At 58.1% G+C, this 25,728-nt stretch carries 19 protein-coding genes, 3 tRNA genes and 1 pseudogene; 17 read left to right on the top strand and 6 right to left on the bottom strand.

The window, feature by feature from the left end:
* Window positions 1–42: 42 nt before the first annotated feature.
* Window positions 43–1,770 (top strand): annotated as a pseudogene (locus HG264_RS02910) (Orn/Lys/Arg decarboxylase N-terminal domain-containing protein); the annotation flags it as partial.
* Between the two features lies 1 nt (window position 1,771).
* Here the strand turns inward: HG264_RS02910 and HG264_RS18765 are convergent.
* Window positions 1,772–1,816: a hypothetical protein gene (locus HG264_RS18765; protein ID WP_372240218.1), complete on the bottom strand. Its 45-nt coding sequence runs from the start codon at window positions 1,814–1,816 to the stop codon at window positions 1,772–1,774.
* Here HG264_RS18765 and HG264_RS18760 point away from each other — a divergent pair.
* Window positions 1,798–2,292, top strand: a complete 495-nt coding sequence (locus HG264_RS18760; protein WP_372240217.1) for a hypothetical protein — start codon at window positions 1,798–1,800, stop codon at window positions 2,290–2,292. The two genes, HG264_RS18765 and HG264_RS18760, sit on opposite strands and share 19 nt — an antisense overlap.
* A gap of 279 nt (window positions 2,293–2,571) precedes the next feature.
* Window positions 2,572–3,513: a phosphoribosyltransferase gene (locus HG264_RS02905; RefSeq protein ID WP_169406244.1), complete on the top strand. Its 942-nt coding sequence runs from the start codon at window positions 2,572–2,574 to the stop codon at window positions 3,511–3,513.
* A gap of 105 nt (window positions 3,514–3,618) precedes the next feature.
* Here the strand turns inward: HG264_RS02905 and HG264_RS02900 are convergent.
* The 5 genes from HG264_RS02900 to HG264_RS02880 all read right to left on the bottom strand — a co-directional run bounded on the left by HG264_RS02900 (window position 3,619) and on the right by HG264_RS02880 (window position 6,548).
* Window positions 3,619–3,694 (bottom strand) — tRNA-Ala (locus HG264_RS02900).
* Between the two features lie 47 nt (window positions 3,695–3,741).
* Window positions 3,742–3,817, bottom strand: a tRNA-Glu gene (locus HG264_RS02895).
* Window positions 3,818–3,901: 84 nt separating this feature from the next.
* Window positions 3,902–3,977 (bottom strand) — tRNA-Ala (locus tag HG264_RS02890).
* Window positions 3,978–4,094: 117 nt separating this feature from the next.
* Window positions 4,095–5,576: a glutamate--tRNA ligase gene (gltX, locus tag HG264_RS02885; protein ID WP_169406243.1), complete on the bottom strand. Its 1,482-nt coding sequence runs from the start codon at window positions 5,574–5,576 to the stop codon at window positions 4,095–4,097.
* A gap of 69 nt (window positions 5,577–5,645) precedes the next feature.
* On the bottom strand, window positions 5,646–6,548 hold the full coding sequence (locus HG264_RS02880) for a LysR family transcriptional regulator (protein WP_169406242.1): 903 nt from the start codon (window positions 6,546–6,548) through the stop codon (window positions 5,646–5,648).
* A 153-nt stretch (window positions 6,549–6,701) separates the two neighbouring features.
* Between HG264_RS02880 and HG264_RS02875 the strand changes: the two genes are divergently transcribed.
* The 14 genes from HG264_RS02875 (at window position 6,702) to HG264_RS02810 (ending at window position 25,386) form a co-directional block, all read left to right on the top strand.
* Entirely contained in the window at window positions 6,702–7,985 is a 1,284-nt protein-coding gene (locus tag HG264_RS02875) for an FAD-binding oxidoreductase (RefSeq protein WP_169406241.1), read from the top strand.
* 145 nt (window positions 7,986–8,130) lie between these two features.
* Window positions 8,131–8,538, top strand: a complete 408-nt coding sequence (locus HG264_RS02870) for a PA2779 family protein (RefSeq protein WP_169406240.1) — start codon at window positions 8,131–8,133, stop codon at window positions 8,536–8,538.
* A 6-nt stretch (window positions 8,539–8,544) separates the two neighbouring features.
* A complete protein-coding gene (locus tag HG264_RS02865; RefSeq protein ID WP_169406239.1) occupies window positions 8,545–9,477 on the top strand; it encodes a PA2778 family cysteine peptidase in 933 nt (310 codons plus the stop codon).
* A gap of 543 nt (window positions 9,478–10,020) precedes the next feature.
* Window positions 10,021–11,577: a type VI secretion system protein TssA gene (gene tssA, locus HG264_RS02860; protein ID WP_256663757.1), complete on the top strand. Its 1,557-nt coding sequence runs from the start codon at window positions 10,021–10,023 to the stop codon at window positions 11,575–11,577.
* An 18-nt stretch (window positions 11,578–11,595) separates the two neighbouring features.
* The gene (tssB, locus tag HG264_RS02855) at window positions 11,596–12,099 is read left to right on the top strand and encodes a type VI secretion system contractile sheath small subunit (protein WP_169406237.1); all 504 of its coding nucleotides are present in this window, start codon (window positions 11,596–11,598) and stop codon (window positions 12,097–12,099) included.
* 24 nt (window positions 12,100–12,123) lie between these two features.
* Complete coding sequence (gene tssC, locus HG264_RS02850) at window positions 12,124–13,599, top strand: type VI secretion system contractile sheath large subunit (protein ID WP_169406236.1); 1,476 nt, start codon at window positions 12,124–12,126, stop codon at window positions 13,597–13,599.
* Window positions 13,600–13,604: 5 nt separating this feature from the next.
* Window positions 13,605–14,009 carry a type VI secretion system baseplate subunit TssE gene (gene tssE, locus HG264_RS02845; protein WP_169406235.1) on the top strand — a complete coding sequence of 135 codons (405 nt, stop codon included), beginning with the start codon at window positions 13,605–13,607 and terminating at the stop codon, window positions 14,007–14,009.
* 11 nt (window positions 14,010–14,020) lie between these two features.
* On the top strand, window positions 14,021–14,296 hold the full coding sequence (locus tag HG264_RS02840) for a PAAR domain-containing protein (RefSeq protein WP_169406234.1): 276 nt from the start codon (window positions 14,021–14,023) through the stop codon (window positions 14,294–14,296).
* A gap of 26 nt (window positions 14,297–14,322) precedes the next feature.
* On the top strand, window positions 14,323–16,113 hold the full coding sequence (gene tssF / locus HG264_RS02835) for a type VI secretion system baseplate subunit TssF (protein ID WP_169406233.1): 1,791 nt from the start codon (window positions 14,323–14,325) through the stop codon (window positions 16,111–16,113).
* Window positions 16,077–17,087, top strand: a complete 1,011-nt coding sequence (gene tssG, locus HG264_RS02830) for a type VI secretion system baseplate subunit TssG (protein WP_169406232.1) — start codon at window positions 16,077–16,079, stop codon at window positions 17,085–17,087. The genes tssF and tssG overlap by 37 nt, the downstream gene beginning before the upstream one ends.
* A gap of 10 nt (window positions 17,088–17,097) precedes the next feature.
* Window positions 17,098–19,695, top strand: coding sequence for a type VI secretion system ATPase TssH (gene tssH, locus HG264_RS02825; protein WP_169406231.1), 2,598 nt, complete (start codon window positions 17,098–17,100; stop codon window positions 19,693–19,695).
* Between the two features lie 10 nt (window positions 19,696–19,705).
* A complete protein-coding gene (locus HG264_RS02820; protein WP_169408991.1) occupies window positions 19,706–21,250 on the top strand; it encodes a sigma-54-dependent Fis family transcriptional regulator in 1,545 nt (514 codons plus the stop codon).
* Complete coding sequence (tssI, locus tag HG264_RS02815; RefSeq protein ID WP_169406230.1) at window positions 21,234–24,737, top strand: type VI secretion system tip protein TssI/VgrG; 3,504 nt, start codon at window positions 21,234–21,236, stop codon at window positions 24,735–24,737. Before HG264_RS02820 ends, tssI begins: the two co-directional genes overlap by 17 nt.
* Window positions 24,730–25,386, top strand: a complete 657-nt coding sequence (locus HG264_RS02810) for a DUF2931 family protein (protein ID WP_169406229.1) — start codon at window positions 24,730–24,732, stop codon at window positions 25,384–25,386. The genes tssI and HG264_RS02810 overlap by 8 nt, the downstream gene beginning before the upstream one ends.
* The last annotated feature ends 342 nt before the right edge of the window (window positions 25,387–25,728 follow it).

Below are 25,728 nucleotides of genomic sequence, written 5' to 3'. Positions count from 1 at the left end.
AACCGGCTAGCGTGTAGGCATACTCCTGACGGAAGCGTTCGCATGTTCAAGCACCTGCACTTTCCCATTCTGGTTATCAATCCGCACATTGGCCGGCACGACGTAGCCGGCACTCAGCTTGCAGAACTCTTCAAAGGGTTGGAGCAGGAAGGATTTGAAGTGCTTGGTACCGCTTCGACAGACGAGGGGCGCCTGATTGCCGAGGCGCATCGGGGATTATCCTGCATTCTGTTTACTGCAGACCTGGAGGCCGATCTCGCACCCGTGCGTGCGCTATTTGACGCTGCGCATTCGCGCTCGCCCGAGCTGCCGATCATGGCGTTGAGCATTCAGCAGAACCTGGATAGCGCCAAGCTCGCCGAGCTGCGCAACCTGCACCAGTTGCGCGGGATCATCTACCTGTTCGAGGACACCCTTCCCTTCATCGCCGGACAGATAGCGCGCACTGCTCGCTCCTATCTATCCCAGCTATTACCGCCTTTCTTCAAGGCGTTGATGGACTACACCGGACGCGCCAGCTATTCCTGGCATTCGCCCGGACACGGCGGCGGTGTTGCTTTTCGCAAAAGCCCTGTCGGGCGTGCGTTTCATGACTTCTTCGGCGAGAACACACTGCGTTCAGACCTGTCGGTATCGGTGCCAGGTCTTGGCTCGCTGCTCGACCATAACGGCCCTATTGCCGCGGCGGAGGCCAATACCGCCCGCACCTTTGGCGCTGACCACAGTTTCTATGTCGTTAATGGTACGTCCACCGCCAACAAGATCATCTGGCACGCCTACGTCACCCGCGACGACGTGGTGCTGGTAGACCGCAACTGCCACAAGTCGATCCTGCATGCGATTATCATGACCGGCGCGATACCCGTTTACCTCACCGGCTCGCGCAATGATTACGGCATCATCGGCCCGATCAGTCTCGATTCCTTCTCACCCCAGCGGCTGCGCGAACGACTGGCAGAGCATCCGCTTTTGCAGGGACGCGAAGCCAGGATCCGTCTGGCGGTTGTCACCAACTCGACCTACGACGGACTTTGCTACAACGCCGAGCTGATCAAGGACGAACTTGAGGATGCTGTCGATATCCTGCATTTTGACGAAGCCTGGTACGGCTACGCTGCCTTCCACGAATTCTATGCCGGCCGCCACGGCATGGGCCGTCACCGGGGATTCCCCCGCGCACAGCATCCGTTGGTATTCGCTACGCAATCGCCCCACAAGGTATTGGCGGCCCTGTCCCAGGCCTCGATCATTCTTGCGGAAAACAGCGACGAGCAATCACTGGATGAGCAGCGTTTCAACGAAGCCTTCATGATGCACACCTCCACTTCGCCGCACTACGGCATCATCGCGTCCATTGATGTGGCGACGGGCATGATGGCCGGCGAGCCGGGTCGCTCATTGGTGCAGGAAACCCTCGACGAGGCGCTGTCGTTCCGCTGTGCCATGCACCAGATTGCCGAGCGACTTGATGAAGAGCAGTGGTGGTTCGACCTCTGGGAGCCCGCGGAAGCGTTGAACGCCGAACCGCTGTCAGCGCAGGACTGGACACTCGATAACGAGGCCGAATGGCATGGGTTTGGCGCGATGGCCGACGACTACGCGTTGCTTGATCCGATCAAGGTCACGCTGCTCACGCCCGGCGTAGAGGAAAAAGGACGCCTGGCCCGAAGCGGCATTCCCGCCGCTATCGTCACGCGCTTTCTGGCCGAGCGCGGACTGGTCGTCGAGAAAACCGGGCTGTATTCCTTTCTGATTCTTTTCTCACTGGGTATTACCAAGGGCAAATGGAGCACGCTGGTGTCCGAGCTGCAGGAATTCAAACGGCTTTATGACATCAACGCACCGCTAGAGGTGACACTGCCCGGTATCGCACGGTCGGGGCATTACAGCAGTATGGGGCTACGCGATCTCAGCCAGCAACTGCATCATTTCTACAAGACACAGCGTTTGGTAAAGGTCTCCCGGCAGCTATATACCGAACTGCCGGAAATCGCGTTGCGGCCAGCGGATGCATACCAGGAAATGGTGCGGGGGAATGTGGAATCAGTTGCCATCGAACAATTGGCAGGCCGCATAAGTGCAGTAATGCTGGTGCCCTATCCGCCTGGCATCCCGGTGATCATGCCCGGGGAGCGTTTTCCTGCTGACAGTACCGCGATCGCAGACTATTTGCAGATTGCCTCAGCGCTAGACCGTCAGTTTCCAGGATTCGAGAGCGATATCCACGGCTTGCGCCAGCTACATTCCACCGACGGGCTACCAGCCTTCCATGTCGATTGCCTGAGAATTTGAGCCAGCTAGGCCCCAGACAGGGCCCGCAGTGCGATGAGTGATGACGACTCTTTCTCGGTCCTCAACATTCCTCCGCTTCAGGTCACACTGCCGTCATGAAAGAGTCGCAGGCTGGGCACTCTTCCTGTTGAATATCGGCCTTGCAACGACCTGCACATTCTCATCAGGAAGAGCATCGGATCGAGTTCTGGTCTGCGCCCGTCGCGCGAATCCTGGAGCTCACTCAGACAACTCGCGTTATCCGCCCCGGCGCAGATAACCAGGCCAGGAGCAGCTGCAATGAACTATCGAAGCCTGAACGACCTCTCAACGCTAATCAATGATCATGCCGGCAACTTCCCCCGTGACGTCGAACTGGTAGTTGGGGCGTCCCGTGGCGGCATGCTGGTAGCGAACATCATCGCGCTGAAACTGAACCAGCCGAGCACGGACCTGCAAACACTACTGCGTAGCGACGTCCTACCCGAAACCGGCGCTGCAAGAATATTGCTGGTCGATGACTGTCTGTCGAACCCACACTCATTGCACCAGGCAAGCGAGAAACTCAAACAGCATTGCGCCGCGTCGGTGACGACCCTGGTAGCCTTCGCCGAAAGAGAACACGTGCTGGATATAGACCTGGTGCTGGAGGTGCTTGAGCATCCCCGCGTGTACGAGTGGAACATCATGCATCACCCGCTGGTCAGCCAGGCGTGCTTCGATATCGACGGCGTGCTATGCGTTGACCCCACTCAGGCCGAGAACGACGACGGTCCTGAATATCGCAACTTCCTCAGCGCTACCCGACCGCTTCACATCCCTTCGCTACCGGTAGCGCACCTGGTAACCAGCCGACTCGAAAAATACCGCACCGAGACGGAGCAATGGCTACAACGGAACGGCGTGCGCTATGGCACCCTGCATATGCTGGATCTGCCCTCGGCCGAAGAACGGCGCCGTCTCAACATGCATCATAAGTTCAAAGCCGAGATATACCGTAACAATCCGCTGGCGCAGTTGTTTATCGAGAGCGAAAAAGCACAGGCAATCGAGATCATGCGTACTGCCGGCAAGCCAGTGTTCTGTATCGAGACCAACCGCATGTACGTGCCTGGCATGAAGCCGAATGAACTGGGTGCAGCACCATCAGGCGGGCTGCGCAAGGCGCTGGGCAAGGCACGGCGCTTGCCGCGACGCGTAGTGGACACGGCGCTCGCCCGGCTCATACCCATCGCGCAGTAGCCACGCGTAAAACCGACACCGGCGCCTATCGCGCCGGCATACCGGTCCGCCGCAGCTTTCACGAGCACAAAAAAAGGGCCGACATTGAATGTCGGCCCTTTGAAGTGGTGGAGCTAAGCGGGATCGAACCGCTGACCTCCTGCATGCCATGCAGGCGCTCTCCCAGCTGAGCTATAGCCCCGTGGTCTTGCGACCGCCGATACGATATTACCTGTACCGGATCAATAATGGCGTCCCCTAGGGGACTCGAACCCCTGTTACCGCCGTGAAAGGGCGGTGTCCTAGGCCACTAGACGAAGGGGACGCAAACCCTTCTATGCGTTTGAGGCTGGGTGCCTCAAGGCATCAGTGATAAAACAGGTCAACGCAGAACGTTGACCAAAAAAATTGGTGGAGCTAAGCGGGATCGAACCGCTGACCTCCTGCATGCCATGCAGGCGCTCTCCCAGCTGAGCTATAGCCCCGTCTTCTGGACGGGGCGCATATTATGATTCATGCCATGGTCTGTCAACAGAATTTAACGCAAAACAGCAACTTAACGCGTCAAGCCCGCCGCAGCCCGGCGAACCGGGCTTGAGCATTCACGCACTCATTGCCGCGAGCAGCTTCTCCCAGGCCTTGACTTCCTTCTTCGAGCTTCCGCCAAGCAGCTCCAGTGCCTGACGCAACCTGAAGCGAGTCAGGTCCGGTCCCAGGTGGGCCATGGCGTCCAGTACCGAGACTGAACTTGCCTGGCCGGTGATCGCAGCGAAAAGCAGCGGCATCAAATCCCGAAGCTTGAGCTCCAGCCCCTCTGCGATGAACTGAATGCTCGCAGTGATGTTGTCCTTGTCCCATTCGCGTAGCGCCTCCAGCTTCCACAGAAGCAGCTGCAACGCCTGGCGAACCTGATCAGGCGATAACTTCTTGTGGACAAACAATTCGGGAGCCGGATTCACCTTGCCACTCAGGAAAAAGCCCGCCAGGGGAACCAGGTCGCTGAACGTCTCGACCCGCGCTTGAACCAACGGCACCATAGGGCGCAAGTATTCAGGGTTGAGCGCCCAACGCTGGACCGCCTGGATAAAATCATCCTCGGACAGTTCGCGAATCCACTGACCGTTGAGCCAGGCCAGCTTCTCGACGTCAAAGATCGGTCCACCCAATGAGACACGCTGAATATCAAAGTGAGCCACCATCTCATCGAGGGAGAACTTCTCGCGCTCATCCGGCATCGACCAGCCCATTCGCCCCAGATAATTGAGCAAAGCGTGCGGCAGATAGCCCATGCGCTCGTAGAAGGTAATGCTGGTGGGATTCTTGCGTTTGGAGAGCTTGCTCTTGTCCGGATTGCGCAGCAGTGGCATATGGCACAGCTCAGGCATATCCCAACCGAAGAACTGATACAGCAGCATGTGCTTGGGTGCAGAGTTGATCCACTCTTCGCCGCGCAGTACATGGGTGATACCCATCAGATGATCGTCAACCACGTTAGCCAGGTGATAGGTAGGCAAGCCGTCCGCCTTCATCAACACCTGCATGTCCACCTGTTCCCAGGGGATGTCGATCTCGCCGCGCAGCATGTCCTGCACCGTGCAGATACCTTCGTTCGGGACTTTCATACGCACCACATGCGGTTCGCCGGAGGCCAGGCGACGCTCAACCTCCTCAGCCTGCAGACTGAGGCAGTGACCGTCGTAACCCGGCGTCTGCTTGTTGGCCATCTGCTCTGCGCGCAAGGCATCGAGCCTCTCAGAGGTACAGAAGCAGCGGAAAGCGTGGCCGTTGTGAATCAACTGCTCGCTGTGCTCCCGGTAAATCGCGCTGCGCTCGCTCTGCCGATACGGGCCATGCGGGCCGCCAACATCCGGACCTTCATCCCATTCCAGCCCCAGCCAACGCAACGAATCAAGGATCTGCTTCTCCGATTCGGCGGTGGACCGTACCTGATCGGTATCCTCGATACGCAGGATGAACTGGCCGCCGTGCTGGCGAGCAAAACACTGGTTGAACAATGCGATATAAGCCGTGCCGACGTGGGGGTCGCCGGTGGGGGACGGGGCAATTCGGGTACGAACAGTCATGAAGTCTCTCGTCAGAAACAACCCGGTTGGATCGCGGGCTGTACAGGAAAAAGGGAATCTTATCAGCGCTTAAAGGTTAGTCTCTAGCGGCCGGTCGATGAATGTCTCGAGCCGTTCGATCATGTAGTCGATGAACGCCTTTACCTTCATCGCCTGGAAGCGTCTCGAAGGATAAAGCGCATACAGCTCAGTGGACGGTAGCACTGTACCTTCCAATATGCGGCACAGCGTGCCCTCCTCCACACAGGGCTCGGCAATGAACGCGGGAACGTTGATGATGCCGGTGCCGGCCAGGGCGGCTTCACGGGCGAAGGTGATGTTGTTCACCGTCATTACCGGGGTAATGGTGACGCTTGTCTGGGGCTGCTGGAAGTGCCACTTACGTCCACCGTCCATCAGCGTCTGGATGCAACGGTGCGCGGAAAGGTCTTCAGGACGCTCTGGCATTCCGTACTGAGCAATATAGGCCGGGCTTGCGTACAACTGTCTCGGGCTTGCAAGCATCGAGCGGGCCACCAGGCTCGAATCCTGCGGGCGCCCACGATGGATGGCGATGTCGATGCCCTCCTCGACCGGATTGACAACCCGCGTGGTGAGCTCCACCTCGACCCGGATCGAGGGATAGCGGCACATGAACTCTCCGACCACGCCGCCGAGAAACAGCTGGCCGAATTCGATAGGCGACGTTATTCGCAGCAGGCCGGTCGGCTCGCTTTGCAACTGCATGATAGCCTGCTCGGCTTCAGCAAATTCCTGCATTATCTGACGGCAACGCTCATAGTACGCCTGCCCGACTTCGGTCAGGCGGAGTTTGCGTGTGGTCCGGTTGAGCAGACGCACGCCGAGGCGGGATTCAAGCTGAGCAATCCGCCTGCTGACCGTGGACTTCTGCATGTTCAGAGTCAGCGCAGCACTGGTAAAACTGTGGCACTCCACCACCCGGGTGAAAACGAGCGCGTCATCCAATCCCATGACAACTGTTCCTGTAGCGCAACAAAGTATGCGAATTGTAAACCTTCAGTCTCGTCGGCGTAATAACCGACTGATTAACTGACTGTCTGGTAGCGCTACAGCGGACAGAGCGGTAGGATCAGCGATGTAAAATATTTCAAACATAGGTGTGCCATGTCCGCTACGCCGCATACTGCGTCCTACTACGCCGCAAGCGCCAACCCCGCCCCTCCCCGACCGCCACTCAACGGAAACCATGACACCGATGTATGTGTTATCGGGGCCGGTTACACCGGTATTTCGGCGGCGCTGTTTCTACTTGAACACGGGTTTCGAGTCAGGGTACTGGAAGCCGCCAAAGTCGGTTTTGGCGCCTCTGGGCGCAACGGCGGTCAGATCGTCAACAGCTACAGTCGCGACATTGACGTCATCGAGCGGACGGCGGGTGCACAGCAGGCGCAGCTATTGGGAGAGATGGCCTTCGAAGGCGGCCGGATCATTCGCGACCGCGTAGCGAAGTACGCCATTCAGTGCGACCTCAAGGACGGCGGCGTATTTGCTGCCTTCAACGCCAAGCAGATGAAGCAGCTGGAAGAGCAGAAGGCGTTGTGGGAGCGGTACGGCCACAGCCAACTCGAAATGCTGGATACCCGGCGAATTCGCGAGACAGTGGCTACCGATTTGTATGTCGGCGGCATGCTGGACAGGAGCGGCGGCCATATTCATCCGCTCAATCTGGTGCTCGGTGAAGCGGCAGCGGTTGAATCATTGGGCGGCATCATCCATGAGCAATCCGAAGTCATTCGTGTAGACCAGGGCGCAAAGCCAGTCGTGCATACCGCTCAGGGCCAGGTCACCGCCAGGTTCGTCGTCGTGGCCGGTAACGCCTATCTGGGTAACCTGATTCCGGCGCTAGCCGCCAAATCCATGCCATGCGGCACGCAGGTGATCGCAACCGAACCCCTTGGAGAAGATCTGGCGGGATCACTCTTGCCACAGGATTATTGCGTAGAGGATACGAGCTATCTACTGGACTATTACCGTCTCTCGGCAGATAAACGCCTCATCTTCGGGGGCGGCGTGGTATACGGCGCTCGCGATCCGGCGAATGTCGAAGCGATGCTTCGTCCCAACCTGCTGAAAACCTTTCCTCAGCTGAAGAACACCCGAATCGACTATGCCTGGACAGGCAACTTCCTGCTGACACTGTCGCGCCTGCCCCAGGTCGGCAGGCTGGGCGACAATATCTATTACTCGCAAGGCTGCAGCGGACACGGCGTAACCTATACCCACCTGGCCGGCAAGATCATTGCCGAAGCCTTGTCTGGGCAGGCCAAACGCTTCGATGCCTTTGCCAATCTGCCGCACTACCCCTTCCCCGGCGGTCGCCTGTTCCGCGTTCCCTTCACCGCGCTGGGCGCCTGGTATTACCAGATCAGGGACAAGCTGGGTCTATAATCGCATTACCAGTCGGAACCCTGGAAACCGCAAGGGGGTCGATTGATTGGAGTTTCTGCACCGGCTTCCGGTTGCAGCCCCGGGGAACCGGAATATACGGCTGACCGCACGGACAGCCAAACAAAAAGAAACAGGAGTTGTAATCATGAAATTACTGCAATCAACCAAACGCTACATTTCTATCATGCTCACCGCCCTGTTCATGCTGACCAGCCTGGCAAGCATTCAGGCTCAGGCATCAACCACCATGGTGGGTACCCATGAGCTTATTGCTGAAGAGAAGCTGAATCTGGACCGTGACGCGCTAAAAGGCATGCTTGCAGACGAGGCTGTGCAGGACAAGCTGGCCAGCATGGGCGTATCCCCTGACCAGGTCGAAAAGCGTATCAACAGCCTGACGGCCAGCGAGCTCGCCCAGTTCAATGCCCAGCTCGACAATGCCCCTGCCGGCGCCGGTGTCGTGGGTGTGATCGTACTGTTTCTGGTGATCTTTGCCGTTACCGACATTCTGTGTGTGACCAATATCTACAGCTTCATCAATTGCGCCCGGTAAGCCCCCGTGTCGCCGCTATGGCGCCTTGTTGTCGTGCTTGGGCTGACAGCATTGCTGTCGGCCTGCGCGGGTCGGCCCGTCATTACTGACCAGCATCAGCTCCAGGACATACCCCGTGACGTCCTGCTGACCGCAGTTCCCTTTCATCCGCAGGATGAATATCAGTGCGGCCCTGCCGCGCTGGCAATGGTGTTGAATCACCAAGGCCTGGCCGATACGCCCGATTCACTCGTCGAGCGTGTATACATCCCCGAGCGCCAGGGCAGCCTTCAGGTTGAAATGGTCGCGGCGGCGCGCGAAAGGGATCTGCTTGCCTACCCGCTCGACGGAAAGATCGAGTCGGTCTTGCGCGAAGTAGCAGCGGGCAACCCGGTGCTGGTCATGCAGAACCTTGCCCTGAACTGGTACCCGCAATGGCATTACGCGGTAGTAATAGGTTACGACCTGGATCAGCAGGTCATGATTCTTCACAGCGGCTTGAACGCCGATCAGCGCGAACCGTTCAGGCTGTTCAATAAAACCTGGACCAGAGCTGACAACTGGGCGCAGGTCATGCTTCCGCCAGACCAGTTACCCGCCACCGCCGAGCCTTTGCCCTACCTCACCGCAGCTAGCGAACTGGAAGAAACTGGCAGGCTGAGAAGTGCCCGAACCGCATATGAAAGGGCGCTCAAGCAGTGGCCGGACCAGCCCGCCGCGCGTTTCGGACTGGGCAATGTCGCCTGGGCTCAGGGCCAGCGCGAAGAAGCGGCCCGGCATTTTCTTCAACTCACCCGGGAGCATCCAAAAGTCTCGGTAGGCTGGAATAATCTCGCCGTTACGCTGGAGGCGCTGGGTTGCACAGCAAGCGCCAAGCAAGCCCGCAACTGCGGAACTGGCCAGCCCGACTGTCCGTCTACATTCCACGAGTCTCTACACGAACAGTGTCAGCTTCACTGAATATTCCCAAGAACATCTATTACATAATCAAAAGTTAGAAAATTTCGGAATTGAATAATTTAACACTTGTTAACTAAACGAAGTCTTTCCTTGATCAGGGGAGTCAACCATCAGACAGCAAAACTGCCAATCCCTGCACAAAATTAGAAACCTCCGAACGAACAAGATCACACCACTGGAAGCGTCGATCTAGAGCGCTTGACATATCACTCACTAAATCGCTAACCGATATTCGTAACGTTTTTCTGGCGCCACCAGCAATAGTTCAAATCAATCTGCCATATAGCAAACCAGCGCACAGTTCGTGCCTTGTCGACGCCCACGCTCGCAACTAGGATACATCCAGCCAAACGACATATGCGCAACTTATTGCGCTATCGAAAACCCTCGTTTGGTTATTCGTGAAATGTGGCGACACCAACTCGAATATAAAGAGTAAAGCTGCACATACAGTTCGACGCGGTAGTTGATGTTCCGGATAGAACACAGCATCGAATAAGGATCGCGATCGACAGGTCGCAACATCAAGGATAGATGGCGCCCATGCCCGTACAGCATTACCTCGAAAACGTGGCTCGCAAGCCCATCAACGATGCCGACTTCGCCGGCACGGATGTGCGCTACTCGCCTGAGTTCGAAGGGCTGGAAGCGGAACTCGCGAAAACCGGCTCACTTCATCAAGGCGAAGCGACCGATTGGGAAACTGTACGCGTCGGCGCAGAGGCAATACTGACCTCCTCATCCAAGGACTTGCGCGTTGCCGCCTGGTTAGCATGGAGTTTGTTTCAACAGCAGTCCTTCACCGGCCTGCATGCAGGGATCGCCGTTATCCATGCATTGTGTACCGAACACTGGTCAACGCTTCACCCCCTCAAATCACGCACCCGCTCCGCCGCGTTACGCTGGTTGCAGCCTCGTCTGGAACAGGCCCTCGGTGAATGTTCGCCACAACCGGATCATTTCGACACGCTGAGAGCGATGGCTGAGCTGTTACGCGGTCTTGATACACATCTAAGCGCTCAACCAGGTTTCGACTCGCCCGAGCTGCTGCCCTTGTGCCGGCGATTCGAAGAGCTGATCAAACGCAATGAACAGGAGCAAACGCCTCCGCCGGCTGCCCCAACGCCTGTCAGACAGATAACCGCATCATTGCTCAGCGCCGATATGGAGACCCCTCAATCCAGCAAGGATGCCCATAAGCTGCTTCGCCAACTGCAGGATCAAGGGCGTCAGCTTTGCGGCTGGTGGCAGCAACAAAAGGTCGGGGATGTACGCAGCATCAAGTTGTCCAGAACCTTGCTATGGCTGCCAATCGACAAGGTTCCAGAACACGACAGCAACAAAATCACGGCCCTGCGTGGATTGCCTGCAGACCGTTTGGCCTCCTACCAGGAGCGCCTCGCCCAAGGGCATCACAGTGAACTCCTGCTGGATCTTGAAATCAGCATCGCCAGAGCCCCCTTCTGGCTGGATGGACAATATCTCGCCTGGCAGTGCTTGCAAAAGCTCAATAACGAAGCAGGCATGCAGGAGCTGGAATTACAGCTCGGCGCGCTTATCAGACGGCTGCCCGATCTTCCCGCCTTGTGCTTTCACGACGGCGTGCCCTTCGCCAGCAGCGAAGCGCTGCACTGGATCAACACCCGGGTGCTGGCGCAGAGCCCCACCCAATCCGACGCCCTCTCTGTCTCCGCACCAGGCGAATCCACAGCCGCCTGGCATAGCGCACTGCAGGAGACACTGATCGTGTTACGCGACGACGGATTGAAGCCAGCCGTGCAACACATAAAGCACGCCAGCCAACAGGCCACCGGTGGTCGCGAGCGCTTTCACTGGAAGCTCGCCCAGGCGCGCCTGTGTTACCACGCCGGAAAATACGAGATGGCGAACGTCCAGCTCGAATCACTCGATCAGCATCTCCAGGCCAGTGGCCTGGAGGACTGGGAGCCCGATCTCAGCCTGCAGGTGCTCAGCCTGCTGTATCGCTGCTGTGAGCGCTTGCCGCAGCAGCACGGAATGCGTGAACGCAAGGAAGAGATCTACCGCAGGTTGTGCCACCTCGATCTTGAAGTGGTACTGGACCAGGCCTTCGGGCCATAACTGTAACGGAGAACGACCATGGCCAAAGACGGCTCAGTAGCACCCAAGGAACGTGTAAATGTCACCTTCACCCCGGACACCGGAGGCGCTCAGGAGGAAGTCGAGTTGCCACTGAAACTGATGGTGCTGGGGGATTTCACCCAACGTCAGGATGACCGCAAGATCGAGGACCGCAAACCCATCGCGATCGACAAGAACAGCTTCGATGAGGTGCTTGGCAAGCAGGACCTGAGTCTGACCTTTGCTGTTCCGAATCGGCTGCAGGAAGACGGCGGCACGGAAGACCTTGCTGTGCAGCTGAAGATCAATTCGATGAGCGATTTCAACCCAGGCAGCCTGGTCGATCAGGTTCCAGAGCTGAAGAAGCTGATGGAGCTGCGTGATGCACTGGTCGCGCTGAAAGGTCCGCTGGGTAACGCACCAGCATTTCGCAAGGCAATCGAGAGCGTGCTGAGCGATGACGACTCGCGGGAACGCGTGTTAGCCGAACTGGGCCTGGCCGACCAACAACCGCAAACCTGATCCACTCAGACAAGGACGCTATTCATGAGTACTCAAGCCGCAGCCGCCGCCGGGCAAACAATTGGCGAAGTCAGCATTCTCGACAGCATCATCGCCGAAACCCGGCTCACGCCTGAAGATGAAGCCTACGGCATCGCCAAGCGTGGCGTATCGGCCTTCATCGAAGAACTGCTCAAGCCGCAGAACGAGAAAGAGCCGGTCAAGAAGGCGATGGTCGACCGCATGATCGCCGAGATTGATGCCAAGCTCAGCCGGCAAGTGGACGAAATTCTGCATCACCGTGATTTCCAGGCGCTGGAATCCTCCTGGCGCGGACTCAAACTGCTGGTCGATCGCACCAACTTCCGCGAGAACATCAAGCTGGAGCTGATCAACGCGTCCAAGCAGGATCTGCTGGAGGACTTCGAGGACAGCCCTGAAGTTACCCAGTCCGGTCTGTACAAGCACGTCTATACCGCGGAATACGGCCAGTTTGGTGGCCAGCCGGTGGGCGCACTGATCGCTAATTACTTCTTCGACCCCAGCGCTCCGGACGTCAAGACCATGCAGTACGTGGCGAGCGTCGCCAGCATGTCCCACGCGCCCTTTATCGCTTCGGCCGGCCCGAAGTTTTTCGGGCTGGAAAGCTTCACCGGCCTGCCGGATCTGAAGGACCTGAAGGATCACTTCGAAGGCCCGCAGTTCGCCAAATGGCAAAGCTTCCGCGAGCAGGAAGACGCACGTTATGTCGGCCTGACCCTGCCCCGCTTCCTGCTGCGCAACCCCTATGACCCGGAGGACAACCCGGTCAAGAGCTTCGTCTACAAGGAAAACGTCGCCAACAGTCATGAAGATTATCTGTGGGGCAACACGGCATTCACCTTCGCCACCCGCCTGACCGAGAGCTTCGCCAAGTTCCGCTGGTGCCCGAACATCATCGGCCCGCAAAGCGGCGGCGCAGTCGAGGACCTTCCGCTGCACCACTTCGAAAGCATGGGCGAAATCGAAACCAAGATTCCCACCGAAGTATTGGTCTCTGACCGCCGTGAATATGAACTGGCCGACGAAGGCTTTATCGCCCTGACCATGCGCAAGGGCAGCGACAATGCCGCGTTCTTCTCCGCCAACTCCACGCAGAAAGCCAAGTTCTTCGGCAACAGTGAAGAGGGCAAGACAGCTGAACTGAACTACAAACTCGGAACCCAGCTGCCCTACCTGTTCATCGTCAACCGCCTGGCGCATTACCTGAAAGTACTGCAACGCGAGCAGATCGGTTCCTGGAAAGAGCGTACCGATCTCGAGCTGGAACTGAACAAGTGGATCCGCCAGTACGTTGCCGATCAGGACAACCCCAACCCTGAAGTGCGTGGGCGCCGTCCGCTGCGCGCGGCACAGATCAACGTCAGTGACGTTGAAGGCGAGCCAGGCTGGTACCGGGTAACGCTGAGCGTGCGGCCGCACTTCAAGTACATGGGCGCCGATTTCACCCTGTCGCTGGTCGGCAAGATGGACAAGGAGTAAGCACCGTGAGCTATGGCAGCCTGTTCGAGCGCCTGGGTGGCGAAACCGCCAGACGCAGCGGTTGGCAGCACGAGAAGGCAATCACCGCTTCTGTTGCCAGCCATCTGGCGAAAATGCTGAGTACCCGGGCCGGTAGCGTTCAGGCGCTGCCGGATTACGGGCTGCCCGATCTCAATGACATGCGCTTGTCGCTGCACGACTCCTTGCAACAGGCGCGTATCGCAATCGAACGCTTTATCGAGAACTACGAACCCCGCCTGTCGAAAGTGCGAGTCATCTCGTTGCCGCGTGACCATGATCCGCTGAGCCTGGCCTTTGCCGTTGAAGGCTTGCTCGAAGCAGATGGTTTCCGGCAACAGGTGAGTTTCTCGGCGCGCCTTGATGGCAGCGGCCAGGTACGCGTTCAATAAGGAGCACAGCTATGTCCGGCAAACCGGTCGCGCGCGTCGGCGACATGACTGAATGTCCGAAAGACAAACACGGCAGCAATCCGATCATCGAGGGATCGCCCGATGTACTGATCGAAGGCATACCGGCTGCGCGCATGGGCGACCCAACGGCATGCGGCAGTACGCTGGTCGGCGGCGTCAGTGGCAGCGTAATGATCAACAGCAAGCCCGCCGCAATATTGGGTAGTACCGGAGATCATGGCAATGCCGTGGTAGCAGGCTCGACGACCGTTGTAATCGGCAAATGACTGCCATGTATTCAAAGGACTGATCCGTGTCATTCAACCACTATTACCAGAGTGAACTATCGGCGCTGCGCCAGCAAGGCAAGCGCTTTGCCGAGCGCAGCCCCGCGCTGGCGCCGTTCCTCGGGCAGAGCGGCCGCGACCCGGATGTCGAGCGTCTGCTCGAAGGCTTTGCTTTTCTAACTGGACGGTTGCGGCAGAAACTGGATGACGAACTGCCAGAGCTGACCCATTCGTTGATGCATCTGTTGTGGCCCAACTATATGCGGCCCCTGCCGGCCTTCAGCATGCTGCAGTTTGACCCGCTGAAACGCGCCGGACCCGCGCTTGTGGTCGAACGTGACACACCGGTGGAATCAAAACCTGTCGAAGGCGTGACATGCCGGTTCCGCACCACTTACACCACTGAGGTCATGCCCTTGGCGCTGAGCCAGCTGGACTACTCAGTCAAAGGTGACGGGGCGTTGCTCAATCTACGGCTGAACATGACCGCAGACGGCCACCTCGGCGATCTGAATGTGCGCAGCCTGCGACTGCATTTAGCGGGAGAGCGGTATATCAGCCAGATGCTGTACTTGAGCCTGCTGCGGCACCTTCAGGGAATCAGTCTGGTATTGCTGGACAAGGCCGGCAAACCCGTCACCGACGCCAACGGCGCGCCACTGGCCAGCCTGCATATCGGAGCGGATCAGGTCACGCCGGTAGGTTTTGCCGAAGACCAGGCGCTGATCCCCTACCCTTTGAATACCTTCCGCGGCTATCGCTACCTGCAGGAATACTTCGCCTTTCAGGAAAAATTCCTGTTTGTCGATGTGGGTGGCCTGGAGCGTATCCGTCAGCTGCCTGCGGACGTGCTCAAACAGGTGCGCGGCGTGGAGCTGCGGTTTGATATCCGCAAGTCCAGCCTGCAACGCATCCGTCCTACGCTGGATAACGTCCGTCTCTATTGCACACCGATCGTAAACCTGTTCAGTCATGACGCCACGCCCATTCGCCTCGACGGCCGCCAAGATCAGTATCTGCTGCGCCCGGCCGACTACGGCAGCAACCAATGCGGTGTGTTTTCCGTTGATCGGGTGACCGGCTGGAAACCGGGCGGCATGGGCTACGAGGAATACGTGCCCTTTGAATCCTTCGAACACGACACCAGCTTCGATGTGGATCAGGCCCGCCCGCATTACAGTCTGCGCCAGCAACCCTCCTTGCTCGGTGATAACCAGGACACCTACCTCAGCTTCGGCCTGCGCCAGGTTGATCAGCACGAAACCCTGTCCATCGAGCTGACTTGCACCAACCAGAATCTGCCGCGTCAACTGGCGCTCGGTGATATATGCCTGCCCAGCGAGGAAACGCCGGAATTTCTCACGTTCCGCAATATCAGTGCGGTGACGCCTTGCTATGCACCGCCCTTGCATGAGGATTTTCTCTGGAAGCTGATCAGCAACATGTCACTGAATTATCTGTCACTGGCCAACGTCGAGGCGCTCAAGGTGATTCTCGAAACCTACGACCTGCCGCGCCATTACGACAAACATGCAGCCAAAGTCAGTCAGCGCCTGCTCGGCGGCCTCAAACATATCGGCCACAGCCACGTCGATCGTTTGCATCGCGGATTGCCGGTCCGAGGGGTGCGCACGGAATTATTGATGGATCCGGAAGGGTATCTGGGTGAAGGCGATCTGTTTGTATTCGCCTCGATACTGAATGAGTTCTTTGCACTCTACGCCAGCCTGAATTCCTATCACGAGCTGGTCGTTAAAAGCACACAGGGAGAAGTGTACCAATGGACGCCGCGCATGGGGCAGCAACCCCTGCTTTGAACACCCTGCCAGGCAGGAGTATCCGCGAGTACAGCCTGTTCCAGGGCGTCCTCCTGGTGCTTGATCAACTGCGCCAGGCGCATCCGGACCTGGATGACGAGGCGCTGTATGACCTGCTCGAATTCCGGGCGAACCCAAGCATGGGGTTCCCCGGGAGCGACATTCAGAGCGTCGAGTTCTTCACCGAGGACGGGCAGTCGCGCGCCACCCTGTGCGTGAACATGGTCAGTCTGTTTGGCGCCGGATCACCGATTCCGGCCTTCTATGGCGAACAGGCATTGGGCGAGACGCCCGACGGCAATCCAACGCGTGTATTTCTGGACCTGTTCAACAACCGCTTGCAACGCCTGATGCTGCCGATCTGGCAGAAATACCGTTACCGCGCGCGGTTTACTGCCGGCGCGCAAGACCCGTTTTCCGCACGACTCTTTGCCCTGATGGGCCTCGGCGGAAGCAACATTCGTAGCGCTACCGAGCTTAACTGGAAACGCCTGCTGCCGTATCTGGGCCTGTTGAGCATGCGCGCTCAGTCCGCAGCCCTGATCGAATCGGTGTTGCGTTACTACTTCAAGCACCCGGATCTGCGCATCGAGCAATGCCTGGAACGCCGGGTAGATATCCTGCCGGAACAGCGCAATCAGCTGGGACGCGCCAACAGTACGTTGGGCTCCAGCCTGGTACTGGGCGACAGCGTGCGCGACCGTAGCGGCAAGTTTCGCGTACACATACGCCAGCTGAGCTGGGAGCGCTTTCACGAATTTCTGCCAGTGGGAGCCGGCTACCAGCCACTCTGCGCGCTGGTGCGCTTTACCCTGAGAGATCCGCTGGATTACGACATCCAGCTGCAGTTACGCAAGGAAGACATACGAGACCTGCGCCTGGGCGCCGAGAACCCGTGCCGGCTGGGCTGGACAAGCTGGTTGGGGCTGGAGAACGCCGACGCGGTTGTCACGCTCGCCGGACAGACACATTAAGGACGATGAAATGATCAACGTAGACCTGCAAAAACTGGTCAAGACACTCGACGCAGCCAGCCGTGCTGATCTCGAAGGAGCCGCTCAGCGCTGCGTCGTGCGCGGCGGCACCCAGGTACTGGTAGAAGATTTGCTACTCGGCCTGCTTGATCGGGCCGACAGTCTGCTGCTGCGGGCCCTGCAGGACGCGCAAATAGACGCAGCCGATCTGGCCCAGGCACTCACTATCCGAACCCAGCAAAGCGAGTCGGGCAATCCGGTCTTCTCCGTTGAGCTGGTGCAATGGCTTCAGGACGCGCTGCTCGCAGCGAATCTGGAACTGGGCCGCGGCGAAATAGACCAGGCCGCGCTGCTGCTGGCATTGCTGCGCAATCCATTACGTTACGCCGGCAGCCGCTATCAACCGTTACTCGCACAACTGAATATCGATCAATTGCTCAGCTTCGCGCTCTCTGAACAGTCCACCGAAACCACGGCTGGTCCGGCCCGCACTTCCGAATCCGCGCTCGGACGTTTTACCCACAACTTCACGCAACAGGCCCGGGACGGCAAGCTGGATCCGGTGCTGTGCCGGGATGCCGCGATTCGCCAGATGATCGATATCCTGGCCCGGCGCCGCAAGAACAACCCGATCGTGGTGGGTGAAGCCGGTGTCGGCAAGACCGCCATTGTCGAAGGCCTGGCACTGCGCATCGTTGCGGGTGAAGTGCCCGACGTGCTCAAGGGCGTGGAACTGCTGTGTCTCGACCTCGGACTGCTACAGGCCGGCGCCAGCGTCAAAGGTGAATTCGAGCGCCGCCTGCAGGGTGTAATCGACGAAGTCAAAGCCTCAGCCAAGCCGGTCATCCTGTTCATCGATGAAGCCCATACCATGATCGGCGCAGGCGGCCAGGCCGGCAGTAATGATGCAGCCAACCTGCTCAAACCAGCCCTGGCACGCGGCGAACTACGCACCATCGCCGCGACCACCTGGAGCGAATACAAAAAGTATTTTGAAAAGGACCCAGCTCTGGCACGCCGCTTCCAGCCCGTGCAACTGCACGAGCCAACCGTAGCCGAGGCTGTCACCATCCTGCGCGGGCTGGCACCGGTTTACGAGCGCAGCCATGGCATCTATCTGCGAGACGATGCCGTTGTCGCGGCGGCTGAATTGTCCGCACGCTATCTCGCCGGCCGACAGCTTCCGGACAAGGCGGTCGATGTGCTCGACACCGCCTGTGCGCGCGTACGCATTGGCCTGGCAGCCGCACCCGAAGCCGTTGAACAATTGCGCGGCGAGATCGCCGAAGGTGAACGCCAGCGGACTGCCCTGCGCCGAGATCACGAAGCCGGTCTGAGCATCGATACCGATGCCTTTGATCAGCTCGAGACCCGCTTGCATGAAGCAGCGAGCCAATTGAGCGAACTGACCGCACGCTGGGAAACCCAGCGCAATCTGGCCGAACGCCTGCTTGATCTGAGGATGCAACACGCGCAGCTCACGGCTACGCGGGATGATTCAACCCAGCCAACGGACGAATCCCTCTGCGAGCTGGGTGATGCTCTGCGTGACACCCGCCAGGCGTTACTCGAGGCGCAGGCCAGTGCACGGCTGGTCAGCCATGAAGTGTGTCCGCGCCTGGTCGCGGAAGTCATCAGCCACTGGACCGGCATTCCGCTGGCACAGCTGGCCCGCGAACATAACGCCAGCGTCAGCGCTTTCGCAGAAAATCTTCGGGCCCGGGTGCGTGGCCAGGAGCAGGCTGTGGAGGCGTTGGACAGAGCCATGCGTGCCAGCGCAGCCGGACTCAGCAAGCCTGATGCCCCGGCAGGTGTTTTTCTATTGGTAGGCCCCAGCGGCGTGGGCAAAACCGAAACAGCGCTGGCGCTGGCTGACCTGTTGTATGGCGGCGAACGCTTCCTCACCACCATCAACATGTCCGAGTTTCAGGAAAAGCACAGCGTCTCGCGCCTGCTGGGTGCACCGCCGGGCTATGTGGGCTATGGCGAAGGCGGCATGTTGACCGAGGCCGTCAGACAAAAGCCCTACTCGGTGATTTTGCTCGACGAAGTCGAAAAAGCCGACCCGGACGTGCTCAACGTCTTCTACCAGATCTTCGACAAGGGCGTGGCCAATGATGGCGAAGGCAGGGAAATAAACTTCCGCAATACGCTGATTCTGATGACCTCAAACCTGGCCAGCGATCGCATTGCCAGCCTGTGCAACCAGGATCAGCGCCCCTCAGCAACTGATCTGGAACAGGCGATCCGCCCCGCCTTGAGTCATCACTTCAAGCCCGCATTGCTGGCACGCATGACCATCGTGCCCTATTACCCCGTCGATGGCGACGTGCTGCAAGAGCTGATCAGGCTCAAGCTGGCACGCTTCGGTGAGCGTCTGCAGCAGCGCCAGCTCGCATTCACTCACTGCGACAAACTGGTAGACCATTTCGCCCTGCGCTGTGGCAGCAGCGAGAGCGGTGCCCGTCTGATCGATCACCTTATCGACAGGCATCTGCAACCCCTTGCGGTGGATCGCCTGCTCGCGGCCATGGCTGCGGGCGAAACACTGAGAAGTGTTCACGCCACGATCGACGAACAGGGAGCAGTCAGCTGTGAATTCGCCTGAGGCTTCGGCCATGTTCAGCCAGATCCAGCAACCGCTGCAGTATGCAGAAGCCCTCCTTGCGCGCCTTGCCGATCTAAGCGGCCGGGCCAATCGTGGCGCCCTGCTTGATGGTCTGGTCGAAGCGGCGGCCGAGTTGGCCGGTTGCGAGCTGAGTCAACTGTATCTGCTGGACGACACCCATACCCGGCTATACCTCACCGCCGAATGGATGGACGGCTCAAGGCAGCCAGTCGTTTCCGCCAGCCTGCCCAGTGATTACCACGCGGAACAACTGCTGCAATACAGCCTGTGCCAGAACCAGGTGGTGTCTCTCGCCGGGCTGGATCGCAGCATTCATGACATCAACTTCCTGCCGTGTACAGCTGATGCCTGGCGCGGTCTGCTGTGTTTGCCGTTGCTCAACGAACACAAGCACGTCGGTGGTCTGTTGCTGGTCGCCAGCCGCAGCGCCTGCGATCTGAAGCGCTTTACCGATTCGCTGGCATTGTTGGGCAATTGCATATTGGCGCAGCTGCATGTGTTGCATCGCCTCGGCGTACCGCAGCCCGAGCAGTCCAGCGAGATGCAGAACAGCCCGCCCTCCGCCAGTGGTTACGGTCTGATCGGCGATAGCCCGCGCATGCTCGCTGTATACAAACTGATCAGCAAGGTGTTGCACAACCCGGTGAACGTCATGCTGACCGGCGAGACCGGCACAGGAAAGGAGCTGGTGGCCCGTGCAATCCATGACTTCGGCTTCCGCCGTAGCAAACCCTTCGTGGTGCAGAACTGCGCCTCCCTGCCGGAAAACCTGCTTGAGAGCGAACTGTTCGGCTACCGCAAAGGTGCCTTCACCGGTGCCGATCGGGATCGCAAGGGGCTGTTCGACGAAGCGGATGGCGGCACCCTGTTCCTCGATGAAATCGGCGATATGCCGCTGACTTTGCAAGCCAAACTGCTGCGCGTTTTGCAGGAAGGCGAAGTCCGGCCGCTGGGCAGCAACGAAACACACAGGGTCGATGTACGCATTCTTGCCGCAACCCATTGCGACCTGCGGGCACTGGCCGATCAGGGCCGATTCCGTGAGGACCTGTTCTACCGGCTTTCGCATTTCCCTATTGAATTGCCGCCGTTACGCGAGCGCAGCGAAGACATTCTGCGCCTGGCACGGCATTTCACCGACAAGGCCTGCCGGTTTCTGCAGCGCGATCCCTGCGACTGGTCAGACGCGGCTCTGCAACAAATTGCCGCCTACGGATTTCCCGGCAACGTGCGTGAGCTAAAAGGGCTGGTCGAGCGTGCGGTACTGCTCTGCGAGGGCAACTTGTTATTGCCCGAGCATTTCAACCTTCAGCCCAGTGAGCCGACCCAGAACGTACTGACTCTGCGCGAACGTCTGGAACAGGTTGAGCGCAACCTGCTGATGGATTGCCTGCGCAAGAATCAGGGCAACCAGACCAGCGCCGCCAGCGAATTGGGCCTGCCGCGGCGCACCCTGCTGTACCGCATGCAACGGCTGAACATCAACCCTGCCGAGCTCAAAACCAAGGAGAGATTCCATGTTCAGTCCAGGTAATGAAGCGCACTTCAACCTGACCATCGATGGCACCGAGCACGACTTCAAGGTCCTTGAGTTCACCGGCCACGAAGCCCTGTGCCGACCCTATCGCTTCGAACTGGATCTGGTCAGCGAAACGCCTGACCTGGACATCGAAGGCTTCCTGCACAAGCCCGCCTTTCTCGCTTTTGCTGCCGATGGCAGCGGCGTTCATGGCCTGATCCACAGCATCGCCCAGGGTGAAGCCGGCAAACGCCTGACGCGCTACCGCATTACCCTGGTGCCGCAACTGGCCTACCTGGCACACCGCACCAATCAGCGCATCTTCCAGCATCTATCCGTACCGCAGATCATCGCGCAGATGCTCGAAGAGCATGGCATTCAAGGCAATACCTACCGTTTTCAGATGGGCAGCCAGTACCCGGAACGGGACTACTGCACCCAGTACGACGAGACCGATCTACATTTCCTGCAGCGCTTATGTGAAGAAGAAGGGATTCACTACCACTTCGAACACTCAAATGAGAGCCACACCATCGTTTTTGGCGACGACCAGACCTCTTTTCCCAAGCTGGCACCGACCCGCTTCGAACAGGGCAACGGCATGGTGGCGGATGAGCCGGTTATCAAACGCTTCGCCCTGCGCCTGGAAACCCGCCCAAGTCGGGTAACCCGCCGCGATTACAATTTCGAGAAGCCCCGCCTGCAACTGGAGAGCGCCGCGCGGGGCACAGCCGCCCCGGATCTGGAAGACTATGACTACCCCGGCCGCTTTACCGACCGCGAACGCGGCAAGCATCTGGCTCAGCGCAGCCTGGAACGCCACCGCAGCGACTACCGCCTGGCCGAAGGGACAAGCGACCAGCCATTGCTTGTAACCGGACATTTTCTACCGCTCGCCAACCACAGCCGCGACAGCTGGAACGATCTCTGGCTACTCACCGAGATTCATCACGAAGGCAAACAGCCCCAGGTATTGGAAGAGTCAGTCACCAGCGATGTCACGGCTGCTGATGGGTTCACCCAGGGCTACCGCAACCGTTTCACTGCCACGCCCTGGGACGTGCCGTATCGTCCCCAACTCGAACACCCCAAACCCCAAGTGCTGGGCAACCAGACCGCAGTTGTAACCGGCCCGCAAGGCGAAGAAATTCACTGCGATCAATACGGTCGCATCAGGGTCCAGTTCCATTGGGACCGCCACGGCCAGGCCAATGACAAGACCAGTTGCTGGTTACGCGTCGCCGGCAGCTGGGCAGGCGACCGCTACGGCGGCATTGCGATTCCCCGCGTCGGCATGGAAGTGCTGGTCTCCTTCCTCGAAGGCGATCCGGATCAGCCATTAGTCACCGGCTGCCTGTATCACAAAGAGCATCAGGTCCCCTACGATTTGCCCGCCAACAAGACCCGCAGCGTTTTCAAGACACTCAGCAGCCCCGGCGGTGAAGGCTTCAACGAACTGCGCATTGAAGACAAAAAGGATGAAGAACAGATCTTCATCCACGCCCAGCGCGACTGGGATCAGAACATTCAGCACAACCAGAGCATCCGCGTCGGCAACGAACGCCACGACCGCGTCGAAGCCAACAGCTACACCGAACTGCTCGCCGAAGAACATCACACCACTCACGGCGACCGCAGGACGGAAATCAAGGCTGATGACCATCTGACAGTCGGCGGCACTCAACACGTCAAAATCGGCACTGCTCAGCTTATCGAGACCGGCCACGAAATCCATTACTACGCCGGGGACACACTAGTGATCGATGCCGGCATGGAACTCACCGCCAAGGGTGGCGGGAGTTTCGTCAAGCTCGATCCCAGTGGCGTGACGCTTAATGGCGGGAGCATCAAGATCAATTCGGGCGGCAGCGCGAGTAACGGAGCAAGGATCGGCGCTCTGGGGGCAACGCTACCCTTCATGGCTGCGGCCGATCAGCCAGGTCGCATCCTGGCAAAGGCCAACCCTTCCGCCAAGTTCCCTGAACCAGAGCTTGATATGCGGGTCACCCCTGTCATCGAAGCCGAAACGATCGAGGATGAAGAAGAGGAAGAAGAAACCGAGCTACCTCTCACGCAACTAATTACCTTGAGAATCGGCGTATTCTTCGATGGCACCGGAAACAACAAGGACAACAGCGAAAGCGTCGCTGGATGTCGAGCTGAAGATGTCGGCCTCGAAAATATAGCCGAAGAGATTCGCCAACACTGTGCCGCTCACGGCTTTGATGGACAGGGAAGCTCGCCTGACAATAGTTACGGCAACGACTTGACAAATGTGGCACGGTTATACGCTATTTATCGAGACGACTCCCATCAGAAGCTAGCGCCTGACGCTAAGCAGGCGTCCCTCCCTGTTTATTTGGAGGGCATAGGCACACGCAGCGGTGGTTCCGATTCTCTCTACGGTCTAGGAACTGGACGTGGGCAGACGGGAGTTCGAGAAAGAGTAGAAGCAAGTCCTAGAAGAATTGTTGAGGCTTTGAGTTTTTTCGCCTCGCAGAGCCCACACATCCGAATTGAGCGTATCGAATTCGACGTCTTCGGTTTTAGTCGAGGTGCGGCCGCGGCACGGGATTTCGTCAATGAAGTATTGAAAGGCGTTGATAGCTTGATCGCCGCTGCATTACCGCCGGGTTCTGGCGCGTTATATCCTTCATTCCAATGGCGCGTCGGTACCGATGTACAGATAGGCTTTGTGGGTCTTTTCGATACAGTTGCAGGCATCGTTTCTCCGGGCCTGATGGATCTTAGCCCCCATAACCACAGAAACTCAGGGGTCAACCTGAAGCTAGCATCAGGCGTCGCGGAGAAGGTTGTACAGCTTGTAGCTCGCGATGAGCATCGACATAACTTCTCGCTTAATAGTGCAGCAACGGCAGACATAGTGTTGCCCGGGGCCCATTCCGATATCGGTGGCGGCTATATGCCCGAAGCCGTAGAGAAAGTTCTCCTGAGTCGTCCGAGAAGCAGCTTGGTAAGACGTACCACACCCAATGAAGAGACCAATGCATGCATTTCAACGAATACTGAGCTGAACGAAAGACTCGTGCAGCTTCAGCGTTATGGAACCGGAATTTCAATCGAAAGTTGGTCAATAGATCGTCCCTTCAATCGCCGGCGTGACCTCTACCCCGAGAAACAAGTATTTTGCGCTATAAAAAGCGAGCGCAAAGTCTCGGGCGCTCTTTCCCTTGTCTATTTTCGAGTGATGCGCGAGCTGGCTAGCAGAGAAGGCGTGCCGCTGGATAGTATTCCCGCCATTCCACACCTTGCTCTCCCACCAAAACTGGAGCCGATTTACGTGAAGATTTTGAGATATGCCTCAGGGGAGTCAGCTCATCTAGCGCTAACGGACGAAGAGGAAGCATTGTTATACAGGCGTTATATTCATCAATCGGCCAATTGGAATGCTGCCAATGGCTGGAACAACAGCAGTATTTCTTTATTGTTCATCAACCGCCCCGCGAAGGGCAACGAGCGCACGGTACATCGTTATGATTAAAACTCGAATCGTTGCGCTGCTGACAGGTTTAATGATCAGCGGTTGTACCTCTGGATTCGCCAAGCCTCTCCCCTACGACGCATGGTTCCTGGGCTTCTTTGCGCCTAGCTATATGGAAGTCTGGATTGAGACCGCTGATGTCGTAGATGTCGACGAGCACCTGTACCGACAGGCTATGAGCGGCATTGCCGCTATCCAAACCCCTCCTGAAAACCGCGGTAACCCGAAGGGCTGGCCCGAGCACCCTGGTATGGGGAAAGGCAAGCACGTCACCGGAGCGCGACTTCCAAAACTTATTTACGTCCGTTGGCAATCACTGGCAGAACCTCAAACGTACGACGTTTACATTGAGGTTACACCAGAAATCCGAGCACTCATGGTTGAAAGCGAAGAAGTGTATTGCAGACCTCTTAGTAAACAAGTAACCGATCACCGCAAGGTGTTAACCGTAGGCTTAGCACCTGGAGGCATAGCAAAAGCATGGGTTGGAGGCCCCTGCCTGACGTCTATCGAAGTCGCCCGTGTCGCAGGAAAAGTAGTTACGCGCGGGCCCTACTTGGGCAAAATGAATGGCGTTTATGCCGCAAAACTACGCCCCGAATCTCAGACTTATGTGAATAAGTTCGGAATCCCCTTCGGCTCATGGTAAAGGGCGAAACTGAGACGGGGATTTTCGACATGCTCAGAGCGCGACTCCCCGTATTTTTGGCTGCTGCGTCTTCCGCACAAGCCCGCACCTCTCCGGCAACTGGATTCCACCCTCTTATCCGTCAGAAATAACCACGCTGCCGCGCCCACGAGGCAACCTTCTGCACTGCCTTGCCCAACGAAACAGGCTGAGCGAAACCCACGAACGAACTGAAGGCCGACGGGCCATTTAACGTTTATCGGGCTAAGCCACGACCAAGATTCGTATATCGGTACTCTTTGGCAATTGTGGGCGCTTGAGGTTTGGAATATGCGACAAGGGTCTCAGGCTAGGGCTGGAGAC

It is taken from the genome of Pseudomonas sp. gcc21 (assembly GCF_012844345.1).
Taxonomy (GTDB): Bacteria; Pseudomonadota; Gammaproteobacteria; order Pseudomonadales; family Pseudomonadaceae; genus Halopseudomonas.
The sequence above is the reverse complement of the archived record's forward strand: the minus strand, read 5'-3'. Positions and strand labels throughout refer to the sequence as shown.

Excerpts from the sequence above, each read along its gene's own strand:
- tssG (WP_169406232.1), top strand. The coding sequence starts at position 16,077 with ATGGACGCCGCGCATGGGGCAGCAACCCCTGCTTTGAACACCCTGCCA.
- HG264_RS02875 (WP_169406241.1), top strand. The coding sequence starts at position 6,702 with ATGTCCGCTACGCCGCATACTGCGTCCTACTACGCCGCAAGCGCCAAC.
- HG264_RS02810 (WP_169406229.1), top strand. The coding sequence starts at position 24,730 with ATGATTAAAACTCGAATCGTTGCGCTGCTGACAGGTTTAATGATCAGC.
- tssI (WP_169406230.1), top strand. The coding sequence starts at position 21,234 with ATGTTCAGTCCAGGTAATGAAGCGCACTTCAACCTGACCATCGATGGC.
- HG264_RS02905 (WP_169406244.1), top strand. The coding sequence starts at position 2,572 with ATGAACTATCGAAGCCTGAACGACCTCTCAACGCTAATCAATGATCAT.
- gltX (WP_169406243.1), bottom strand. The coding sequence starts at position 5,576 with ATGACTGTTCGTACCCGAATTGCCCCGTCCCCCACCGGCGACCCCCAC.
- tssH (WP_169406231.1), top strand. The coding sequence starts at position 17,098 with ATGATCAACGTAGACCTGCAAAAACTGGTCAAGACACTCGACGCAGCC.
- tssC (WP_169406236.1), top strand. The coding sequence starts at position 12,124 with ATGAGTACTCAAGCCGCAGCCGCCGCCGGGCAAACAATTGGCGAAGTC.
- HG264_RS02880 (WP_169406242.1), bottom strand. The coding sequence starts at position 6,548 with ATGGGATTGGATGACGCGCTCGTTTTCACCCGGGTGGTGGAGTGCCAC.
- HG264_RS02820 (WP_169408991.1), top strand. The coding sequence starts at position 19,706 with ATGTTCAGCCAGATCCAGCAACCGCTGCAGTATGCAGAAGCCCTCCTT.
- HG264_RS02840 (WP_169406234.1), top strand. The coding sequence starts at position 14,021 with ATGTCCGGCAAACCGGTCGCGCGCGTCGGCGACATGACTGAATGTCCG.
- tssB (WP_169406237.1), top strand. The coding sequence starts at position 11,596 with ATGGCCAAAGACGGCTCAGTAGCACCCAAGGAACGTGTAAATGTCACC.
- HG264_RS02870 (WP_169406240.1), top strand. The coding sequence starts at position 8,131 with ATGAAATTACTGCAATCAACCAAACGCTACATTTCTATCATGCTCACC.
- tssA (WP_256663757.1), top strand. The coding sequence starts at position 10,021 with ATGCCCGTACAGCATTACCTCGAAAACGTGGCTCGCAAGCCCATCAAC.